Annotated in this window: 14 protein-coding genes; 4 read left to right on the top strand and 10 right to left on the bottom strand. The window is 65.4% G+C overall.

The features are described from left to right. Positions 1 to 4: 4 nt before the first annotated feature. From DSM100688_RS01225 to DSM100688_RS01215, 3 genes are all read right to left on the bottom strand, one after another. Positions 5 to 931, bottom strand: coding sequence for an ABC transporter permease (locus DSM100688_RS01225; protein ID WP_152357347.1), 927 nt, complete (start codon positions 929 to 931; stop codon positions 5 to 7). A 286-nt stretch (positions 932 to 1,217) separates the two neighbouring features. Beyond that, positions 1,218 to 2,867, bottom strand: a complete 1,650-nt coding sequence (locus DSM100688_RS01220; protein ID WP_152357346.1) for a peptide ABC transporter substrate-binding protein — start codon at positions 2,865 to 2,867, stop codon at positions 1,218 to 1,220. Positions 2,868 to 3,359: 492 nt separating this feature from the next. Beyond that, positions 3,360 to 4,340 carry a tyrosine recombinase XerC gene (locus DSM100688_RS01215; RefSeq protein ID WP_152357632.1) on the bottom strand — a complete coding sequence of 327 codons (981 nt, stop codon included), beginning with the start codon at positions 4,338 to 4,340 and terminating at the stop codon, positions 3,360 to 3,362. A gap of 88 nt (positions 4,341 to 4,428) precedes the next feature. On the opposite strand from DSM100688_RS01215, the gene DSM100688_RS01210 reads away from it, so the two are divergent. The 3 genes from DSM100688_RS01210 (at position 4,429) to DSM100688_RS01200 (ending at position 8,755) form a co-directional block, all read left to right on the top strand. Next, complete coding sequence (locus DSM100688_RS01210) at positions 4,429 to 5,253, top strand: ABC transporter ATP-binding protein (RefSeq protein WP_152357345.1); 825 nt, start codon at positions 4,429 to 4,431, stop codon at positions 5,251 to 5,253. Beyond that, positions 5,250 to 8,192, top strand: coding sequence for an ABC transporter permease (locus DSM100688_RS01205; RefSeq protein ID WP_152357344.1), 2,943 nt, complete (start codon positions 5,250 to 5,252; stop codon positions 8,190 to 8,192). Before DSM100688_RS01210 ends, DSM100688_RS01205 begins: the two co-directional genes overlap by 4 nt. A 311-nt stretch (positions 8,193 to 8,503) precedes the next feature. Then, positions 8,504 to 8,755 (top strand): DUF6725 family protein, encoded by a 252-nt coding sequence (locus DSM100688_RS01200; RefSeq protein ID WP_152357343.1) that lies wholly within the window; start codon positions 8,504 to 8,506, stop codon positions 8,753 to 8,755. Between the two features lie 49 nt (positions 8,756 to 8,804). Here the strand turns inward: DSM100688_RS01200 and DSM100688_RS01195 are convergent, their stop codons facing one another. The 7 genes from DSM100688_RS01195 to DSM100688_RS01165 form a co-directional block, all read right to left on the bottom strand. Continuing rightward, positions 8,805 to 9,893: a prephenate dehydrogenase gene (locus DSM100688_RS01195; protein WP_240811828.1), complete on the bottom strand. Its 1,089-nt coding sequence runs from the start codon at positions 9,891 to 9,893 to the stop codon at positions 8,805 to 8,807. Then, positions 9,887 to 10,924, bottom strand: a complete 1,038-nt coding sequence (locus tag DSM100688_RS01190) for a prephenate dehydratase (RefSeq protein WP_152357341.1) — start codon at positions 10,922 to 10,924, stop codon at positions 9,887 to 9,889. Before DSM100688_RS01190 ends, DSM100688_RS01195 begins: the two co-directional genes overlap by 7 nt. 4 nt (positions 10,925 to 10,928) lie before the next feature. Continuing rightward, on the bottom strand, positions 10,929 to 11,507 hold the full coding sequence (locus DSM100688_RS01185; protein WP_152357340.1) for an alcohol dehydrogenase: 579 nt from the start codon (positions 11,505 to 11,507) through the stop codon (positions 10,929 to 10,931). Between the two features lie 96 nt (positions 11,508 to 11,603). Beyond that, on the bottom strand, positions 11,604 to 12,788 hold the full coding sequence (locus DSM100688_RS01180; protein ID WP_152357339.1) for an acyltransferase family protein: 1,185 nt from the start codon (positions 12,786 to 12,788) through the stop codon (positions 11,604 to 11,606). 5 nt (positions 12,789 to 12,793) lie between these two features. After that, the gene (gene typA, locus DSM100688_RS01175) at positions 12,794 to 14,722 is read right to left on the bottom strand and encodes a translational GTPase TypA (RefSeq protein WP_152357338.1); all 1,929 of its coding nucleotides are present in this window, start codon (positions 14,720 to 14,722) and stop codon (positions 12,794 to 12,796) included. Positions 14,723 to 15,123: 401 nt separating this feature from the next. Continuing rightward, the gene (locus DSM100688_RS01170; RefSeq protein ID WP_152357337.1) at positions 15,124 to 16,491 is read right to left on the bottom strand and encodes an MFS transporter; all 1,368 of its coding nucleotides are present in this window, start codon (positions 16,489 to 16,491) and stop codon (positions 15,124 to 15,126) included. A gap of 146 nt (positions 16,492 to 16,637) precedes the next feature. Then, on the bottom strand, positions 16,638 to 17,477 hold the full coding sequence (locus DSM100688_RS01165; RefSeq protein WP_163146762.1) for an NUDIX hydrolase: 840 nt from the start codon (positions 17,475 to 17,477) through the stop codon (positions 16,638 to 16,640). A 141-nt stretch (positions 17,478 to 17,618) separates the two neighbouring features. Here DSM100688_RS01165 and DSM100688_RS01160 point away from each other — a divergent pair, with 141 nt between their 5' ends. Continuing rightward, a complete protein-coding gene (locus DSM100688_RS01160; RefSeq protein WP_204316611.1) occupies positions 17,619 to 18,788 on the top strand; it encodes a HipA domain-containing protein in 1,170 nt (389 codons plus the stop codon). The last annotated feature ends 102 nt before the right edge of the window (positions 18,789 to 18,890 follow it).

The following is an 18,890-nucleotide window of genomic DNA, read 5'->3' as shown; positions in this document are numbered from 1 at the left end:
ACGATCAGGCGTAACGGATACGCGGGTCAAGCGCCGCGTACAGCAGGTCGACGAGCAGGTTGCAGATCACGAAGATGAGCAGCAGCAGGGTGACGATGGAGACCACGAGGTTGCCTTCGCCCTTGAGGATGCTCTGGTAGGTGAGGAAGCCGACGCCGTGGATGTTGAAGATCTGCTCGGAGATCATCGCGCCGCCCATGAGCGCGCCGAGGTCCTGGCCGAGGTAGGTGACGACCGGGATGAGCGAGTTGCGCAGCACGTGGCGCAGCATGACGGAGCCGTTGCTCATGCCCTTGGCGCGCGCGGTGCGCACGTAGTCCTCGGCGATGTTCGAGGAGATCTCGGAGCGGGCGAGACGGATGATGTACGCCATCGACACGGAGCCCAGGACCATGGCGGGGAACAGCAGGTCGAAGAAGCCCGGGTCGGAACCGGCGGTGACGGGGATGAGGCTCCACTCGACGCCGAGGAAGTACTGGCCGGCGAAGCCGGTCACGAAGGTCGGCACGGAGATGAGCAGCAGGGAGATGAGCAGGATGACGGTGTCATACCACTTGCCCTTGTTCAGACCGGAGATGATGCCGAAGACGATGCCGAAGATGGCTTCGAAGCAGAACGCCATGATGCCGAGCTTGATCGTCACGGGGAACGCGCGTGCGATCTCGTCGATGACCGGCTGGCCGGCGAAGGTGTTGCCGAAGTCCAGCGTGAGGGCGTTCTTGAGGAACAGCAGGTACTGGATGATGAACGGCTTGTCGAGGTTGTATTCGGCGCGGATCTGGGCGGCGACGGCTTCGTTGACCGGTTTGTCGCCGAACATCGCCTTGACCGGGTCACCCGGCAGTGCGAAGACGAGCGCGTAAACCAGCAGCGTCGCGCCAAGAACCACGGGGATCATCTGCAGAATACGACGCAGAAGATATTTGCCCATCGGTTTCTCCTTGATTCTTACGGACCGGTCATCCATTGGCCTTGCACCTCGTGGGCGCGGCTGATTATACGGCCGGTCGCTAAGTACCCCGTAAGTTTACCCCACACAATGACCTGAATGTTTCGTGAGGATGACGTGAATCTTAAAAACGCATCCGGCCATCGCCGCTTCCGGCCGTGGGGACGGGGTCGCTGGATATATATGGAATATACGAAAAGACGGGGAACGGATGATGTTCCGTTCCCCGTCTCACTACGTGGTCAGACCAATCGTCCGATCAGCGGGATCACTCGGACTTGAGGGTGATGTTCTCGTACATCGGCACGTTCTGCCAGTTGAGCTCCAGGCCCTCGACGTTCAGCGAGGCGACCGCGACGGCGTTGGAGTAGTACAGCGGGATGGACGGCAGATCGTTGAGCAGGATCTCCTGGGCCTGCTGGTAGATCTTGTTCGCATCCTCGGTGGAGGTGGCGGCGTACGCCTTGGTCATCAGGGCGTCGAACGCCTTGTTCTTGTAGTCGCCGTCGTTCGAGCCCTTGCCGTCGGCAGCGGCGGAATCGTACAGCTGGTACAGGAAGTTCTCGGCGGACGGGTAGTCCGGCTGCCAGCCGGTGCGGAACGCGCCCTTGATCTGACGATCGGTGACGGCGTTACGGAACTCCTGGAAGGTCGGCATCGGGTTGGTGGCGACGTCGATGCCCAGGTTGTTCTTCAGCTGGTTGACGATGGCGTCGTAGATCGGCTTGGCGCCGCCGTCCGCGTTGTACGCGAAGGTGAGCTGGCCGGTGTACTTGGAGATCTTGTCGGCCTTGGCCCACAGTTCCTTGGCGGCGGCCGCGTCGAACTTCAGGTTGTCGACGCCCTTGAGGGAGTCGGAGTAGCCCGGGATCAGCGGGGAGGTGAAGTCGACGGCCGGGGTGCCGATGCCGTTGAGGACCTTGTCCGTCAGCTGCTCGCGGTTGATGGCCTTGGAGATGGCCTGACGACGCAGCTGGCCTTCCTCGGTGGTCACGTCGAAGTGCTCGAGGTTGGACGGGATGGTGAAGGTCTGGGAGACGGAGCCGGCCTTGTTGTAGGCCTGCAGCTTCTTGTTGGTCTGGAAGGTCTTGGTGGCGGAGGCCGGGACGGACTGCATCACGTTCAGGTTGCCGGACTGGACGTCGGCGTACTGCGCGTCGTCGTCGGTGTAGATCTTGAAGGTGATGCCGTCGTTCTTGGCGGCGTCGTTACCCTTGTAGTCGTCGTTCTTGACGATCTTGATTTCCTTGTTGTGGTCCCAGGACTCGAACTTGTACGGGCCGTTGCCGACCGGCTTCTCGCCGAACGCCTTCGGATCCTTGTAGAAGGATTCCGGCAGCGGGGCGAACGCGGAATAGCCGACCTTGATCGGGAAGGTCGCGTCGGGCTGGTTCAGGTCGACGACGAAGGTGGTGTCGTCCTTGACGGTCAGGCCGGACAGCTGCTCGTCGCCCTTGAGCTTGTCGGCGTCCTGCAGCTCGTCGAAGCCCTTGATGGTCGAGAAGAAGGAGGAGGACTTCTGCGCGTTCTTGGCGTTGGCGCCGTAGGACCAGGCCTTGGTGAAGGACTCGGCGGTGACGTCGGTGCCGTCGGTGAACTTCCAGCCGGACTTCAGCTTGATGGTGTACTGGGAGGCGTCGTCGTTCGGGGTGATGGACTCGGCGACCTCGTTCTGCGCGTTGCCCTTGGCGTCGAAGGACACCAGACGGGAGAACAGCAGGTCGATGACCACGCCGCCGCCGGTCTCGTTGGTGTTGGTCGGGACGAGCGGGTTCTGCGGTTCGGAATCACCGGCGGTGATGATCATCTTGCCACCGTTGGCGGCGGTGTTGCTGGCGTTGTTGGAAGAGCCGCAGCCGCTCAGCAGCATGGCCAGCGAGCAGGCGGCAGCCGCGAAAGCAAGAGCTTTCTTCTTCATATGATTTCTCCTATTCATAAAGTCCGCCGTGTGAGGCGGCGTATGCAAAAGGAGCCGACCTTCATTCCGTTGTCTCTTGTACGACACACCGGAATGCGTCCAACTCCCTTGCTGATCGGTTCCCATTGTTGCGTATTTTTCCGACAACGGCCAGTTAACCGTCCGTAACGTGGAATCACGCCGATCTTACGGATCCCACGGCTTGCGTTACCGCTAACTACCATAGCAATTCCAAGGTTTTCCCCAGTTTGCCCGCCTATCATATGCGGCTCGTGAGATACGGGGTCTCCCCCGATCGGCGACGTTCGTGTTACGCCCGCGTTAACTTTTGGCCAAAAGAGACGCTTTTTCTTGTCATATGACGCTGGGCGCATTGCTCCCCTCAGTCAGCTTCGCCGACAGCTCCCCTCAGGGAGGGGAGCCTTTCCACTACTGGCTCCCCTCCCTGAGGGGAGCTGTCACCGCAGGTGACTGAGGGGAGCATTCCGGTCCCTACGCCCGCGGGAACGCCTGCGCGTACCGCGACTTGAGCTGCTCGATCGACACGTGCGTGTACCGCTGCGTGGTCTTCAACGAGGAGTGGCCAAGCATCTCCTGCACCTCGCGCAGGTCCGCTCCCCCGTCGAGCAGATGCGTCGCCGCGCTGTGCCGCAGGGCGTGCGGTCCGATGTCGGGCACGCCGGCCTCCTGCGCCCGCTCGTGCACCACGCCGCGCACCACGCGCTGGTCGATGCGCCGGCCTCGTACGCCGAGGAACAGCGCCCGGTCGCCGCCACCCCGGCCCCGCCGGTTCGCCGCCAGCGTCGGCCGCCCGTCGTCCAGCCACGAGCGCAGCGCGCGCATCGCCGGCTCGCCGAACGGCACCACCCGCTGCTTGCTGCCCTTGCCGGTCACCTTCACCGTACGATTCGACCAATCCACGTCGAGGTCGTCCAGTCCCACGAGTTCGGCCACGCGCATGCCGGTGGCGTACAGCATCTCCATGATCGCCGCGTCGCGCAGGCCGACCGCCTCGGCCGTCCGGTCGGCCTGCGTCGCCGTCGCATACGCATCGGTCCGTGCCGCGTCCTTCGCCTGCGTCACGGCCTCCGCCGCGCACTCGTCCGTGTCGTCCATGAGCTGCCTGGCCTGCGCCTCGGTGAGCACGGCGGGCAATGTGTCGGGGATCTTCGGCGTGAGCAGAACGGCCGCCGGATCGGCGGGGATGCGACCATGCGCATGCGCCCATGCGAAGAACCCGCGTACGGCCACGACCTTGCGCGCCATGCTGGAGCGTGCGTGTGTACGCGACTCGCGGGCCATCCACAGCCGCAGGTCGTCGGTCGTGATCTCCGCCAGCGCCGCCGCGCCGCGCAGCCGCAGCATGTGCAGGCATTCGCCCACGTCGATGCGGTACGCCTTCAGCGTATTCTCGCTCAATCCGCGGTTCGCCTTGAGATAGGCGAGAAAATCATCCAGCGCATCGTCGAACATCACGAATCTCCCGTCCATCGCACGCCGGGAGGAATACCCGACTCCTTATACACTATCCATAGCATCATCGACGGGAAACGGGGAACGTATGGGACGACATTCGGCCGCGGCAATCACGACATCCACAGCATCCACAGCATCCGCACGTAACGCGCAGCAGCCAGCCGAGGAGGCCGTCGCCCGCGCGATCGACCTGACCAAGACCTACGGCGACAAGGACGCGCAGGTCGTCGCGCTCGACCATGTCAACGTCGAGTTCATGCGAGGCCAGATGACCGCGATCATGGGCCCGTCCGGTTCGGGCAAGTCCACGCTCATGCATTGCATGGCCGGACTCGACCAGCCGACGAGCGGCAAGGTGATCGTCGAGGGGCTCGAGGTGTCCGCGATGAACCAGCGGCAGCTGACGAAGCTGCGCCGCGATCAGATCGGCTTCATCTTCCAGTCGTTCAATCTCGTGCCGACGCTTTCGGCCGAGGAGAACATCCTGCTGCCGCTGCAGATCGCGAAGCGGCCGATCGACCGCGCTTGGTTCGACAAGGTGGTCGACGTGGTCGGCCTGCGTTCGCGGCTCACGCACCGGCCGAGCCAGCTGTCGGGCGGCCAGCAGCAGCGCGTGGCCTGCGCACGGGCGATCATGGCGCGGCCGAGCGTGATCTTCGCCGATGAGCCGACCGGCAACCTCGATTCGCATTCGAGCCGCGAGGTGCTGGGGTTCCTGAAGAATTCGGTGCGCGAATACGGCCAGACGATCGTGATGGTGACGCACGATCCGCGCGCCGCGTCGTACGCGGATCGTGTGCTCGTGCTCGCGGACGGGCGTATCACGCAGGATCTGCGGCATCCGACCTATGACGAGATCCTCGAGGTGTTCGCCGGCGAGGGCGACGAGGTCGAGGAGTCCGCCCGATGATCCGCATCGGTTTGCGCGACGCGCGCGCCCATTTCGGCCGGTTCGTCATGTCGATCATCGCGATCGCGCTCGGCGTGTCGTTCGTGGTCGGCTCGTTCTGCTTCCGCGAGATGATGAGCAACCAGGTCGACCAGATGATGGCTTCGAACTCCGACGCGGACGTGTATGTGCGCGGCAATACGGAGGACAAGACCGCCGACGACGGCATGGCGATGTCGTCCGGCTCGTCGTCATCGTCCTCATCGTCGGGCACGTCGTCCTCATCGTCAGCGTCGTCCTCATCCGACGCGTCCAAGACCTACAACCGCATCGACGCATCGCTGGCCGACGACATCGCCAAGGTCGACGGCGTGCGGACCGCGTCGATCACCTATTCTGTCTCCGGCATCGTGCTCGTCGGCAAGGACGGCAACGCCGTATCGACCACCGGCACGCCCACGGTCGCGCTCGGCCTGAGCAAGGGCACGTGGCGGTCGGCCACGCTCACCGCCGGACGTTGGGCGCAGGCCAAGGACGAGGTCGCGTTGCATACGTTCGCCGCCGAAACCGCGGGGCTCAGGGTCGGCGATACGACGAAGCTCGTCTACCCGGACGGCGCGACCGACGTGAAGGTCGTCGGCCTGTTCTCCACCGATGCCAGCCAGGCCGGCGCGATCATCGTCGGGCTGGCGCCCGGCGTCGCGAAGGACTACTTCCAGCAGGAGACCGGTCAGATCAACATGGTGCGCAACATCGGCGTCTACGGTTCCGCCAACGACGGCAGACCACTGACCGCCGCACAGCAACGCACGCTCGCCGACCGCATCAACAAGGCGCTGCCGGCCGGGTCGAAGGCCCGCGCGGTCACCGGCCAGCAGGTGCGCGACGACAGCGCGGCGGCCACCAAGAAGGCGCTCGGCTTCATCCAGCCGCTGATCCTGATCTTCGCGATCATCGCCCTGTTCGTCGGCTCGTTCATCATCGCGAACACGTTCTCGATGATCGTGCGCGAATCGATGCGCGGCTACGCGCTGCTGCGTTCGGTGGGCGCCTCCCCCGCGCAGGTGTTCTCGACGGTGATCGTGCAGGCGATCGTGCTCGGCCTGACCGGTTCGGTGTGCGGCATCGGACTCGGTTGGGGCATGGTGCGGCTGATCGTGGCCGGCATGGACCGGATGGGCATGCCGATGTCCGGCGCGGTCGATCCGAGCGTGTCGGACATGCTGGTCGGGTTGGTCGTCGGCGTGGTGGTGACATTGCTCGGCGCGGCGCTGCCGGCGCGGCGCGCGGCGACGGCCCCGCCGATCCAGGCGATGAACGAGACGGTGAATCCGGAGAAGCCGGTGTGGCCGCGCGGCGTGCTTGGCTCATTGATGATCGCGTGCGGCGCGGTGTCGTGGCTGTTCTGCTGGCGGATCGCGCTGGCGAAGGCGGACGACGCGGTGGCGATCTCGCCGTGGGGCTGGCTGAACGACTGGGGTTCGTCGCTGGGCACCGGGTGGCCGCTTGGCGTGGGTGCAGGGCTCGTGGTATTGGGCGTGATCGTGCTCGCCCCGGCGCTGGTCGGACCGACGAGCGTCGTGCTCGGTTGGATTCCGGCACATGTGTTCACGGTGACGGGCCGGCTCGCGACGCGCAATCTGGCGCGAGGCAAGCGGCGTACGGCGAATACGGCGGCCGCCCTGTTCGTGGGCGTGGCGATCGTGAGCTGTCTGGGCGTGGTCGCCTCGTCGGCGAAGGCGTCGGTCGCCGGCATCGTCGACAGCGGGCTCAAATCCGATTTCTCGGCCATGTCCGCATCGAGCGGACGCATCCCCGACGCGGCGATCGACGCGATCAAGAAGACGGACGGCGTCGGCTCCGTCTCGCAGTCGCGCATGTTGCTCGGCGTGACGTACGGCTCCGGCGACGACAAGTCGTCCGCGATGACGTTCGCGGAGCAGCCGTCCCTGTTCACCGAGGTGTTCGCTCCGGTCACGAATGCGGGCGACGCGGATCGCGCGCTACGCGACGGCGAACTGGTCGTCGGCGTCACCATCGCCAAGGACAACGGCTGGAAGGTCGGCGATACGGTCACCGTCAACGGGCGGCAGGTCGTGGTCGACAAGAAGGCGACCGCGAAGGCGCAGGCCGACTATCAGGCGCAGGTGCAGCAGAAGATCGCCGCTTTGCAGGCCCAGGCGCAATCGCTGCTGGCGGCCGGCGACACGGCCGGCGCACAGGCGAAAGCCGCGGAAGCGCAGCAGGCGGCCGAGGACGCACAGCACGTGGATCCGGCGACCTTGGTGAAGACGAAGACCGTCGAAACGCATGTGAAGGCCAGAATCGGCGCGATCATCGAAAATTCGGTGTACCGCTCGATGGTGCTTATGAACGACACGCTGGCCGGCACAATCGCTAACGAGTACACGATGTTCACGATCATGCTGTTCATCAACGCGAAATCCGGCGTGAATACGGCCACATTGAAGACGCGGCTGGTCGACGCGGTGAAATCGTATTACGTGGTGACCGTGCAGGATCGCGAGGAGTTCAAGTCGACGATGAGCACGATGGTCGACCAGATCCTCATCATCCTGTATGCGCTGCTGGCATTGTCGATCGTGATCGCCGTGTTCGGCATCGTGAACACGCTGGCGCTGAGCGTATCGGAGCGCACGCGCGAGATCGGCCTGCTGCGGGCGATCGGCACGTCGCGCATGCAGGTGCGCGGCATGCTGGCGATCGAGGCGGCGATGATCGCCGTGCTGGGCACGTTGCTGGGCGTGGTGGTCGGCACGGGCGCAGGCGCGGTGATCCAGCAGGTGTACCAGTCGAACGGTCTGGAGAAGCTCAGCGTGCCGTGGGGGCAGTTGGGCGTGTTCCTGCTGGCGTCGATCGTGATCGGCGTGGTCGCCGCGCTGCCGCCGGCCCGCCGCGCGCTCAAGGTGCCGGTGCTCGACGCCGTCGCCACCGACTGAGCAGTACCGACCGTCAGCCCCCTCCAGCAAACGCAAGAGGCCGTAACTCAACAGGAACCGTCCGTTGTTGTTGAGTTACGGCCTTTTTGGACCTCCGAAACGACCGTAGCTCAATGCGATGGCGCTTTTCCTGTTGAGTTACGGTCGTTTCGGGCCTGCTGAACGACCGTAACTCAACAGGAAGGTGCGGATGATGTTGAGTTACGGTCGCTCGGGCGTGTGTCCGAACCGTGCGGACGCACCCGTCACGACCCACGGAACCGCGTCACGCGCTACGATGAAGGGATACGCTATCGCCGAAGGAGGCCGTCATGCCGATTCCCAATGAGATTCCCGCGCACGCCCGCATTGTCGTGCGCGTGTCGGAAGGCGTCGATCCGGTCGATCATCGCATGAAATACCGCGATTACGTGGGCCACGTGCTTTCGTGGGACGGGCATCTGCTGGAGCTGTCACGAGACGCGGCGGCCAATGGCTCACGGCCGGCGCAGCGGGTGAGCATCGACGCCGAGTCGATCATCACGTTGAAGCCCGTTCCCGAACGCCACTTCACTCGTCCGTAGTCAACGGCGGCAAGCAAGGCGTGAGCGGGCGGCGGGGGCCGCGCGGTGCCTATATCGCGGAGCGCACCTGCACGCGCACGGCGTGGTCGCCGGCGAATCCGACGATGTGCTCGCCACGCCGTGCCGACGCCAGCAGGTCGGCCTGCCAATGCGCCGGGTCGAACGGCACGTTGTGTTCGGCGTAGTCGGCGATTGCCGTCCGCTGCGCCTCCTTGTAGTTCCGGAACGGCTGACCGTCCGCGAAGAAGCGGGCGAGCGCGCCGTCGTCCCCGTCGTGCAGCGCATCGGCCACGGCCGTGAGTGTCCCGGCCATCGACCGCAGCAACGCTTCCACGTTCGCGGCGTCCTCATCGACCATCGCCCGCGTGCGGTCGGGGTCGGTCAGGGCGACGCGCGTCATGTCACGCCATGATCCGGCGGCCAGTGCGGCGGCGACATTCCGATTGACGTCGGCGGTGAGCTGGTTGATCAGTGCCGTGGCGACGACGTGCGGCATGTGCGAGATCAGCGCGGCGGCCTGATCGTGCACCGTGTCATTCAGGACGATGACGCGATTGCCGACGCCGTCGACGATCAGCCGCATTACCGTGAGGAATCGATCGTACGCCGTGTCGTCGCGCACGGTGACCGCCCACAGTGCGTCGTCGTACAGCGCCGGGTCGGCGGCCTGCCATCCGGACAGTTCGTTGCCGGCCATCGGATGCGCGCCGACGTAACACTCCCCCAGTCCGGCCGCATTGACCTGCTCGCGGACCATGCCCTTGACGCTGCCCACGTCGGTGAGCGTGGTCGCGGCCGGGTCGAGCACCGGCTTCAGGCCGGCGAGGATCGACGGCATGGCCTTGAGCGGGTTGCACAGGACGATGACGCGCGGCTTGGCGGCGGCCAGATCAGCCAACGTCGGCACGCAGCGGATGCCATCGGCTTCGGCCTGCGCGTACGGATGGTCACGATGGTTCCATGCGATCGTGCGTACGCCGCGCGCCACCAGCCGGCGTGCAAGCGATCCGCCGATCAATCCCAGCCCGACGATGCCGACGATCATGCCGTTCAGGTCAGCCGGATCAGTGCCGTCATGCCTATTCCTAGCGTCTGCACGAACATCACCGTTGCGTACGTTGTCGTTCCCGGCTACCACAGCAGCTCCTTTCGTGTCGCATCGTCGTCCTGCCACGCATTGTCCGTTCCGGTCACATTGCCGGAATCCAACCGCACGCCCCCGTTGGGCAGCGACCATGCGTAGACGGGCGGGCTGGGCCGTTCACGGCGCGGGTAGACGGCCAACGTTTTCACCCAGTCACCATGTTCGGCGACCTCGGTGAGCACAGAGCGGAAATGCTCCTGCCAAGGCGCGGCATCCATCGTCGCGATGAAGCTGTACGTGCCGTCGCGGCCCTTGATCGGGCGGGAGATGAAGCTAGTCATGTTCAGGCCCGCGTCGCGCAGCACGTCGAGCAGGTTCGCGAGCACGCCCGGCCCGGTGTACAGCGGGATGAACGCGACGACGGATTCGAATTCGGCCGTGTCGGCGTCACACAGCTGCGCCAGCAGTCCAGCGACGTCGTCGCGTGGCGCGAGCACCAGAAATTCGGTGTGCGCGCCCGGATAGTCCTCGACCGACGTGGCGACGCGGGTCAGCCCGTACAGTTCGCCGCAGATGGACGGGCCAAGCGCGACCTGTCCGGGTGTGAGGTCGCGGCAGCCGGCGCCGTTCGACGCTGCCGGCACGGCTTTGAGATGATGGGCGGCGGCGAATCGTTTGCATTGCGCGAGTCCGTGGGGATGTGCGGTGATCGTCGTGCAGTCCTCGATCAGTTCGTCGGCGGCACGATCGTCGGCAATACGGTCGTCGGCGGCGCGGCCGGTCGCATCGCCGGTCTTCACGAACGCATCGAACGACACGTCCACGCCGACGCGGGCGAACGCGGCCACGTTGCGCGCGTCGATAAGCGCGTCGAGATTCGGCACGACGTAGCCTTCGATGTTGTTCTCCCATGCGATGACACCCCAGTCGCCGTCGGTCTGCACGGCGTCGAGGATCGCGGTCACATCCGGTTCGGCGGCGAGCGTGACGCCGTCCGTCGCAAGCGCACGCAGCGCGTCGGCGGCGTTCATCGCCGCCTGATGGGTGAAAGTGCCTTCGGGTCCGAGATAATGCAGGATTCGCATGCGATCACCGTGCCTGTTGCGGATCGCCGATCAAGTTGTCGGTCGCCGAGTCGTCAGTCACCGGCTCGCCGGAAACCGAGACATCGTCCGCAGCCGGCGCATCGTCCGCAGACGGCATATCGGCGGCGGCATGTGACGTACGGGTATCGATCACGAACCATGACGGCGGCATGAACAGGAACGCCATCTGCACGACGATCATACCGAGCAGCCACAGATAGCCAGCCTTCTGGCTGAAATACGGCAGGTCGCCGCTGAATCCGATCGGGGCGAGCGCGTCGCCGGTGCTGGCCGCGGCGATCATCCACGCGGTCGCCCCGGAGGCGATGAGATGAAACGCGACGCCGGTCACGCCGCACCGCGATCGCGCGCACCACGTCGACAGTCCGACGATCACGAACGCCAACACCAGCCCGTACGGGATGTTCATCGACGCGCCCATGCGATGCGCGAACGTGCCAATGACCGCCGCGCCGACGCCGGCGAGCAGGGTGACGAGCACACGCATCGGATAGCCTTGCCGATGCGACCATGGCAGCAGTTCGTTGTCGCTGCGTACGTTATGCGGGCTTCGTGAAGTCATGCGCCTTAGTATAGGTGCCGGGGAGCCGTTCGCGCGGCGATCGACCGAATACGGGATCGCGTGCCGATGCCGACGATGGTCGGCGATCGGCGGACGTCACGGTTCGAGATGCAGTTCGGCGTGGCCGATGTCGTGCGACCACCGCATGCTCGGCCGCTCCACTGCGACATAGAACAGCCAGGCGAACGCGAATGCCACCACGAGCGCGATCAACGATTGCGCCCAGACGTTGCCGAGGCCGATCCGCGGCAGCACTACGGCGAATCCACCAAAGAGGATCGCATGGGTCAGATACAGGCTGAACGAGATGCGGCCGAGGAACCGCATCGGCCGAGTGCTGAGCAGACGGCGCAGCAGGCCGTCGGCCATCGTCAGCGCGACGAGCGCCGCGCAGGCGACGTTCATCAGCGTCGACCATGTCGCCGTCAGCAATACCGGAGCCTGCGAGTCGACGAACGTGCGCCAGAACTCCGGCAGTTCGATGCATCCGACGGCAGCGACGAACGCGACGACTTCGACGGGCGTGGACACCCTGACCGCGGCGATGCGATCCGCCCGCTTCGCCAGCAGCACGCCCAGCCAGAACATGAGGCACAGGCGCAGCGGGAAGTAGCCGGATACGTGCGAGCACCAGATCGCCGCGACCAACGCCACCGCCAGCCCTAGATCCCTGCGTGTGCGCGCCACGCAATAGACGGCCAACGGCAGGGTGAGGCTGAAGAACATCTCCCAGGTCATCGACCAGACCGGCGAATCCGCGCGCAGCAGCGGACCACCCGACAGTGTGGACACGCCGTCCGAGATGTTGAAGATCAGATCGAACTGCATGAGCACGTCATGCAGGATGCGCGCCGGTCCGCCGCTGAAATCGACGGATTGCGCGGAACGCGACTGCGAGCCGAGACGCCATGCCACGAATCCGCTGCCGATGCCCATTGCGATCGCCACGAACGTGGGAACGGCAAGGCGCACGACGCGGCGCGGATAATAGCGCAGCCAGTCATACGCCTGCCCGGCACGCAACTTGGCGAACGGGGCGAGCGACAGCACCACGCCGGACAGGGCGAAGAACACCATGACCGACGCGGGGCCGGGGATGAGGCCATACGGGGCGTCGGCGCCCCACAGGGTGAACATCATGGCCAGGTGGTAGCACAACACCACCAGGCAGGCTATGCCACGCAGGCCGTCCAGCGCGGGCACACGGCCGGTGCCGCCAGAATGGGCAGCACCGGCCGTTGCATGATGATCAGCAGCGTGAGTAGCTCCGCAAGAGCTCATTGAGCCTACTTGTTGGCCTGGTTGTTCTGACGACGCTGCTTGGCGCGCCACTTGTACCAGTCCTCACGGCCGAGGATGATCTTGCGCACGCGGATGGATTCCGGCGTGACCTCGACGCACTCGTCCTCGTTCGCGAAGTCGAGCGACTCCTCGAGGCTCATCTTGACCGGCGGGGTCAGAGTCTCGAGCACGTCGGCGGTGGAGGAACGCATGTTGGTCATGTGCTTGGCGAGCGTGATGTTCACATCGAGCTCGTCGGGCTTGTTATTCATGCCGACGACCTGGCCCTCGTAGACCTGCGACTGCGGTTCGACGAAGAAGATGCCGCGGGCCTGCAGGCGCTGCATGGCGTACGGGGTGGCCACACCGGCGCGGTCGGAGACCATGGAGCCGTTCTGGCGGGTGACGATCTGGCCGGCCCACGGCGCGTAGCCGGCGGACAGCGAGGAGGCGATGCCGGTGCCGCGGGTGGCGCTCAGCAGCGCGGTGCGGAAGCCGATCAGGCCACGGGACGGCACGGTGAACTGCAGGCGCACCCAGCCGGAGCCGTGGTTGGACATGGAGTCCATGCGGCCCTTGCGGTCGGCCATGAGCTGCGTGACGGTGCCCATGTACTCCTCCGGCACGTCGATGGTGGTGTTCTCCATCGGCTCGTTGATCTTGCCGTCGATGGTCTTGGTGACGACCTGCGGGCGGCCGACGGTCAGCTCGTAGCCTTCGCGGCGCATCTGCTCGGCGAGCACGGCCAGCGCGAGTTCGCCACGGCCCTGCACCTCCCACGCATCCGGGCGATCGGTCGGCAGCACCTTGATGGACACGTTGCCGATGAGCTCGCGGTCAAGGCGGTCCTTGATCATGCGGGCGGTGAGCTTGTGGTCCTTACCTTCGCGGCCGGCGAGCGGGGAGTCGTTGACGCCGAAGGTCATGGAGATGGCCGGGTCGTCGACGTGGATGAGCGGCAGCGGACGCGGATCGTTGGGATCGACGATGGTCTCGCCGATCATGATGTCGTTGACGCCGGCGACGGCGACGATGTCGCCCGGGCCGGCGGATTCGACGGGCTGACGTTCGAGGCCCTGCGTGCGCAGCAGTTCGACGACGCGGAAGTTCTCAATGGAGCCGTCGACGCGGGACAGGCCGTAGGTCTTACCCTTCTCGAGGGTGCCGTTGTAGATACGGACAAGGCCGAGACGGCCGAGGAAGTCGGAGGAGTCGATGTTGGCGACGTGGGCCTGCAGCGGCGCGCCTTCCTCGTACTCCGGGGCTGGGATGTACTTGATGATGTCCTCGAAGAGCGGCTCGAGGTTGTCGTTGTCCGGCAGGGCGCCGTTCTCCGGCTGGTTGGCGGACGCATAGCCGGCCTTGGCCGCGCAGTAGACGACCGGCAGGTCGAGCAGGTGGTCGAGGTCGAGGTCGACGCCCTCCTCGACGACGTCCTGCGCGAGGCCGAGCAGCAGGTCGGTGGACTCGGAGACGACCTCGTCGATACGAGCGTCCGGACGGTCGACCTTGTTCACGCACAGGATGACCGGCAGCTTGGCCTCGAGGGCCTTGCGCAGCACGAAACGGGTCTGCGGCAGCGGGCCTTCGGAGGCGTCCACGAGCAGGACGACGCCGTCGACCATGGAGATGCCGCGCTCGACCTCGCCGCCGAAGTCGGCGTGGCCGGGGGTGTCGATGATGTTGAGGGTGATGCCGTCCGGGTAGCCGTACTTGGCGGCCAGCGGGCCGGTGTATTCCACGGCCGTGTTCTTGGCGAGGATGGTGATGCCCTTCTCGCGCTCAAGATCGTTGGAGTCCATCACGCGATCCGGCACTTCCTCGCGCTCGTTGAACACGTGGGACTGCTGGAGCATCGCGTTCACCAGCGTGGTCTTGCCGTGATCGACGTGCGCCACGATCGCCACATTTCGAATATCACCACGAACCGCCATCGAAAACCTCTCTTAATATCGATTGTCGTTGCTTGCGTAATTCTTCGGTACGTTCAGTTAGTTGGTTCTACCTGCATTCACACACAAACCGGCATAAGCATACCCATACGCTGCGACGGCAGCATTCCCCCCAACGGGCACGACGCTCGCGACGCCACGACCCCACGACCCCACAACCCCTCCCCAACGGAACGGACAACCAGCCGATTCGGGTACCGGTTACGGCTGTATGTCCGTTGGAAAGAGAATCGGCACCGATCCCGTACCATCCCGCAGACTCCACAACCTTCAACGGACATACGGCCGATTCCACATGGGGTTTCGGCTGTATGTCCGTTGAAGGAATCAGGATCATGCCCGTTGAACGCGAAGCATGCGGCACCGAGACGGGCCGCACGGGGTCAATCCTCGAGGTCGAGGCCCTTGCGTTCGGGCAGGCACAGCGCGGCGGCGCAGGCGACGACGAACGCGACCGCGAAGATGATGAACGCGACCGCCTTGTTGCCGCCGGACAGCGCGAGGAACCACGGCATAAGCAGCGGCGCGATGATCGCGGCGACGCGTCCGCATGCGGCGGCCGCACCGGCGGCCGCACCGCGCAGACGGGTCGGGTAGATCTCCGGCGTCACCGCGTACAACACACCCCACGCACCGAGGTTGGACGCGGACAGCAGCATGCCGAACACGAGCACGAGCGCGACGGAACCGGCCTGCGAGAAGGCGAATGCGGCCACGGCGGACACGGCGAGGAAGATGCTCAGCGTCTTGCGGCGTCCCCAGATCTCGACGAGCCATGCGGCGAGGAAGTAACCGGGCAGCTGCGCGATGGAGATCGCCAGCGTGTAGCCGAACGACTTGGTGAGCGAGCCGAACTGGTCGGCGAGCAGCGACGGCATCCACGTGAACGCGCCGTAGTACGAGAAGTTGACGAAGAACCAGGTGGCCCAGATCGCCGCGGTGCGTGCGATGTACTTGGAGCCGAACAGTTCGCGGGTCCTGATCTTCGGCAGCGGCCGGCCCTTCGGCGAGGCGACGGGTGCGACGCCGCCGGCGTCCTCGAAGTAGCGCACGGCCTGCTCGGCCTCGTCCTCGCGGCCCTTGGCTTCGAGGAAACGCACGGATTCGGGGATGTGGATGCGCGTGACGATCGCGTAAAGCAGCGGCAGCGCGCCGATCGCCAGCGCCCAGCGCCAGCCCCAGTCACCGGTGTTCGGGATCACGAAGTAGCCGATCATCGCGGCGACGATCCAGCCGACGGCCCAGAACGATTCGAGCAGGACGGTCATGCGGCCGCGCTGTTTGGTCGGCGAGAACTCCGACACCAGCGTGGAGGCGACGGGCAGTTCCGCGCCGAGGCCAAGGCCGATCACGAGGCGCGCGCCAAGCAGCATGCCGAGCGACCACGACAGCGCCATGAAGCCGTTGGCGATGCCGAAGATGATCAGCGTGGCGGTGAAGACGGTCTTGCGGCCGACACGGTCGGCGATGAAGCCGCCGAGTGCCGCGCCGACGGCCATGCCTACGAAGCCGATGGACAGCACCCACGATTTCTCGGTCGGGGTGAGATTGAAGTGCGGGTCGGCCGCGATGGCGGCGACGACGAAGGAGACGAGGCCGACGTCCATCGCGTCGAACGCCCAGCCGATGCCGGACGCGACGAGGAGTTTGCGGTGCGCCTTGTTGAACGGCAGTCGGTCGAGCCGTTCGTTGCGGGTGAGTGGTTGCGCGTTCGCCGGCGATGCGGCGGGCGCCTGCGTGGCCTGTGCCATGGGATTTCCTCTCTGACTGGCGGAAACGTTACGTTTCCGCACACGAGGAGCTACCCTACCATCACTTATAGTCAAACTGACTATAAGTATTCCGCATAACGATCGGAACCGACATGTCCCGACACGTCGCCGGCACCGACGAACGGTCAGATCGTCGTCAGCGGACCGAGCGCATCGTCCATCGCACCATCGTCCGACATGCCGAACGTCGACGACGCCGGCGCATCCGTCGCGTTCCCGGACGCCCCGGCGTCATCCGGCAGCATCACGCCGCCCCACGGACGGGTGCCCCGCTCCCCCGCCGCCGGCGCATACCGGTACACGGCGGCCGGCCGCTGCCGTCCCTCGCGGATCTTCTCGCCCGTCTCCTCAAGCTCGCCGCTCGCCAGCATGCGCCGCCGGAAGTTCGCCAGATCGACCGGCTCACCCGTCACCGCCTCGACCACATCATGCAACTGCCGCAACGTGAACTCGGGGCCGACGAGCCGCGTCACCAGATCGGGGTATTCGATGCGTTCGCGCAGCCGGCGCAGCGCATGACCCACGATCTCGCGATGGTCGAACGCCATCGCCGGCAGATCGTCCTCCGGGAACCAGCGCACGTTGTCAGCCTCGGCGAAGTCGCGCGTCTCCGCCCGCCCGACCAGCGCCCAGTAGACGACCGACACCATCGGCAGCCCGCCGCGCGACCGGTCGGGACCACCGAACGTGTGCAGCTGCTCGAGATACTTCGGGTGCAGGTCGGTGGTCGATTCGAGCGCCAGATACGCCGACCGCTCCAGCGACAGATCGGCGCGCAGACCGCCGCCCGGCAGCGCCCAACCGCCCAGATACGGCTGCCGTACACGCCGCACCAGCGGCAGCCACAGCCGGCTGCGCCCGGCGCCGCCCGACGACGGCGCGCCCGGCCCCAACGCCAGGATCACCACCGACACGCCCACCTGCGGCGGCTGCATCCGCCGCTCGCTCACATTGCCGTATCCCATGTCGCTCCTCGAACGCAACCCGCCGACCGTCCATCGGCCGGACTCACGCCACCCATCGTACCGTTGCCCGGTGCACGGCCCCGGCATGAGCCGTACCGAAATCGGACGGCATGGCGTACTCTCATAGGCAAGGAGGTAGTCATGGACCGTCGCGTGATCATGTGCCGCACCCACGAGGTGCTGCTGTTCGACTATGACAGCCGGACCGGCCATGCGGCGGGCACGGGCACGATCCTGGATCACGACCGGCTGCCGTTGGAACTGGTCACGCACGGTAAGGACGCGGTCTATGCGAAGCGCATCGACGCATGGTGGAGGCATCGCGCGATTCCTTCGACACGTGACGGCATCCACCGTGCATTGGATACGATGGGCATCCGCTCCACGGTCGAGCTGCTTAATCGTTCGCTCGGTCTGAGTCTGTCCGACCAGTACTGGGTCAGGCCGGCCGACGCCGATCTGCATTGGCATGACGTGAACTTCTTCACGAACAAGTTCGATGAGGATCTAGGCAAGCTGCTGCTCACCACGTATTCCTCGTCGCACGAGCTGAGCTTCAACGCGCCGGACGCCTCCACCGGCGGCGACCTGCCGAAGCGTTGGACAATACGGCCGCAGGATGGCGTGCGGGCGCTGATCAAGGGCGGTCGCACCGGACAGGAGCCGGTCAACGAGGTCATCGCCTCCCGGTTGGCGGAACGGCTGGATATTGCGGAGGTACGATATTCGCTGGGCGAGTACGACAATCGACTGGTATGCTCCTGCGACGACATGCTGGACGACCGCGAGGAACTGGTATCCGCATGGCAGTTGCTCGGATCGGTCAAACGGGACAATCGTCTGAGCATGCGCGACCAGTGGGAGCGTACGGCGACACGATTCGGCTGCGATGCTCGAGCCATCGCCGACGCGACCGACGATTGGCTGCTCGTCGACTATCTGATGCGCAACATCGATCGTCATTACAATAATTTCGGGCTGATTCGCGACGTGGAGACGCTGGCGGTGCGTCCGGCGCCGCTGTTCGACACCGGCGCATCGCTCTGGTGCGGCGAACTGCGCGTGGACAATCGCGACTATCGGACGAAGCCGTTCTACAGCACGTGCACCACACCGACCGCGCGTCGACAGCTCGGACTGGTCCGCTCATGGGATCGGTACGATCTGGGCACGCTGCGCGATTGGCCGGACGACACGGCACATCGTCTGGCCCTGACGAACATGATGGCGCCGGCACGCATCGACCTGATTCGGGATGCGCTCGCGCAACGGGTCGCCGACACGGTGAAAGCACGGGACGGGCGCAAGTGACGGCACGCCACGCACGACCGCAGTCCGCATGGTCCATGATTGGATCCGGATACCGCCGGTTCGGGGGGCACCCTACGAAATACCTGTATCGTCATAGATTCC

The sequence above is a fragment of the Bifidobacterium ramosum genome, from assembly GCF_009299505.1.
Taxonomy (GTDB): domain Bacteria; phylum Actinomycetota; class Actinomycetes; order Actinomycetales; family Bifidobacteriaceae; genus Bifidobacterium; species Bifidobacterium ramosum.
Note: the sequence above shows the minus strand (reverse complement) of the source record. Positions and strands in the feature narration are given on the sequence as shown.

Excerpts from the sequence above, each read along its gene's own strand:
- DSM100688_RS01220 (WP_152357346.1), bottom strand. The coding sequence starts at position 2,867 with ATGAAGAAGAAAGCTCTTGCTTTCGCGGCTGCCGCCTGCTCGCTGGCC.
- DSM100688_RS01190 (WP_152357341.1), bottom strand. The coding sequence starts at position 10,924 with ATGCGAATCCTGCATTATCTCGGACCCGAAGGCACTTTCACCCATCAG.
- typA (WP_152357338.1), bottom strand. The coding sequence starts at position 14,722 with ATGGCGGTTCGTGGTGATATTCGAAATGTGGCGATCGTGGCGCACGTC.
- DSM100688_RS01180 (WP_152357339.1), bottom strand. The coding sequence starts at position 12,788 with ATGAGCTCTTGCGGAGCTACTCACGCTGCTGATCATCATGCAACGGCC.
- DSM100688_RS01185 (WP_152357340.1), bottom strand. The coding sequence starts at position 11,507 with ATGACTTCACGAAGCCCGCATAACGTACGCAGCGACAACGAACTGCTG.
- DSM100688_RS01165 (WP_163146762.1), bottom strand. The coding sequence starts at position 17,477 with ATGGGATACGGCAATGTGAGCGAGCGGCGGATGCAGCCGCCGCAGGTG.
- DSM100688_RS01170 (WP_152357337.1), bottom strand. The coding sequence starts at position 16,491 with ATGGCACAGGCCACGCAGGCGCCCGCCGCATCGCCGGCGAACGCGCAA.
- DSM100688_RS01215 (WP_152357632.1), bottom strand. The coding sequence starts at position 4,340 with ATGTTCGACGATGCGCTGGATGATTTTCTCGCCTATCTCAAGGCGAAC.
- DSM100688_RS01210 (WP_152357345.1), top strand. The coding sequence starts at position 4,429 with ATGGGACGACATTCGGCCGCGGCAATCACGACATCCACAGCATCCACA.
- DSM100688_RS01200 (WP_152357343.1), top strand. The coding sequence starts at position 8,504 with ATGCCGATTCCCAATGAGATTCCCGCGCACGCCCGCATTGTCGTGCGC.
- DSM100688_RS01205 (WP_152357344.1), top strand. The coding sequence starts at position 5,250 with ATGATCCGCATCGGTTTGCGCGACGCGCGCGCCCATTTCGGCCGGTTC.
- DSM100688_RS01160 (WP_204316611.1), top strand. The coding sequence starts at position 17,619 with ATGGACCGTCGCGTGATCATGTGCCGCACCCACGAGGTGCTGCTGTTC.
- DSM100688_RS01225 (WP_152357347.1), bottom strand. The coding sequence starts at position 931 with ATGGGCAAATATCTTCTGCGTCGTATTCTGCAGATGATCCCCGTGGTT.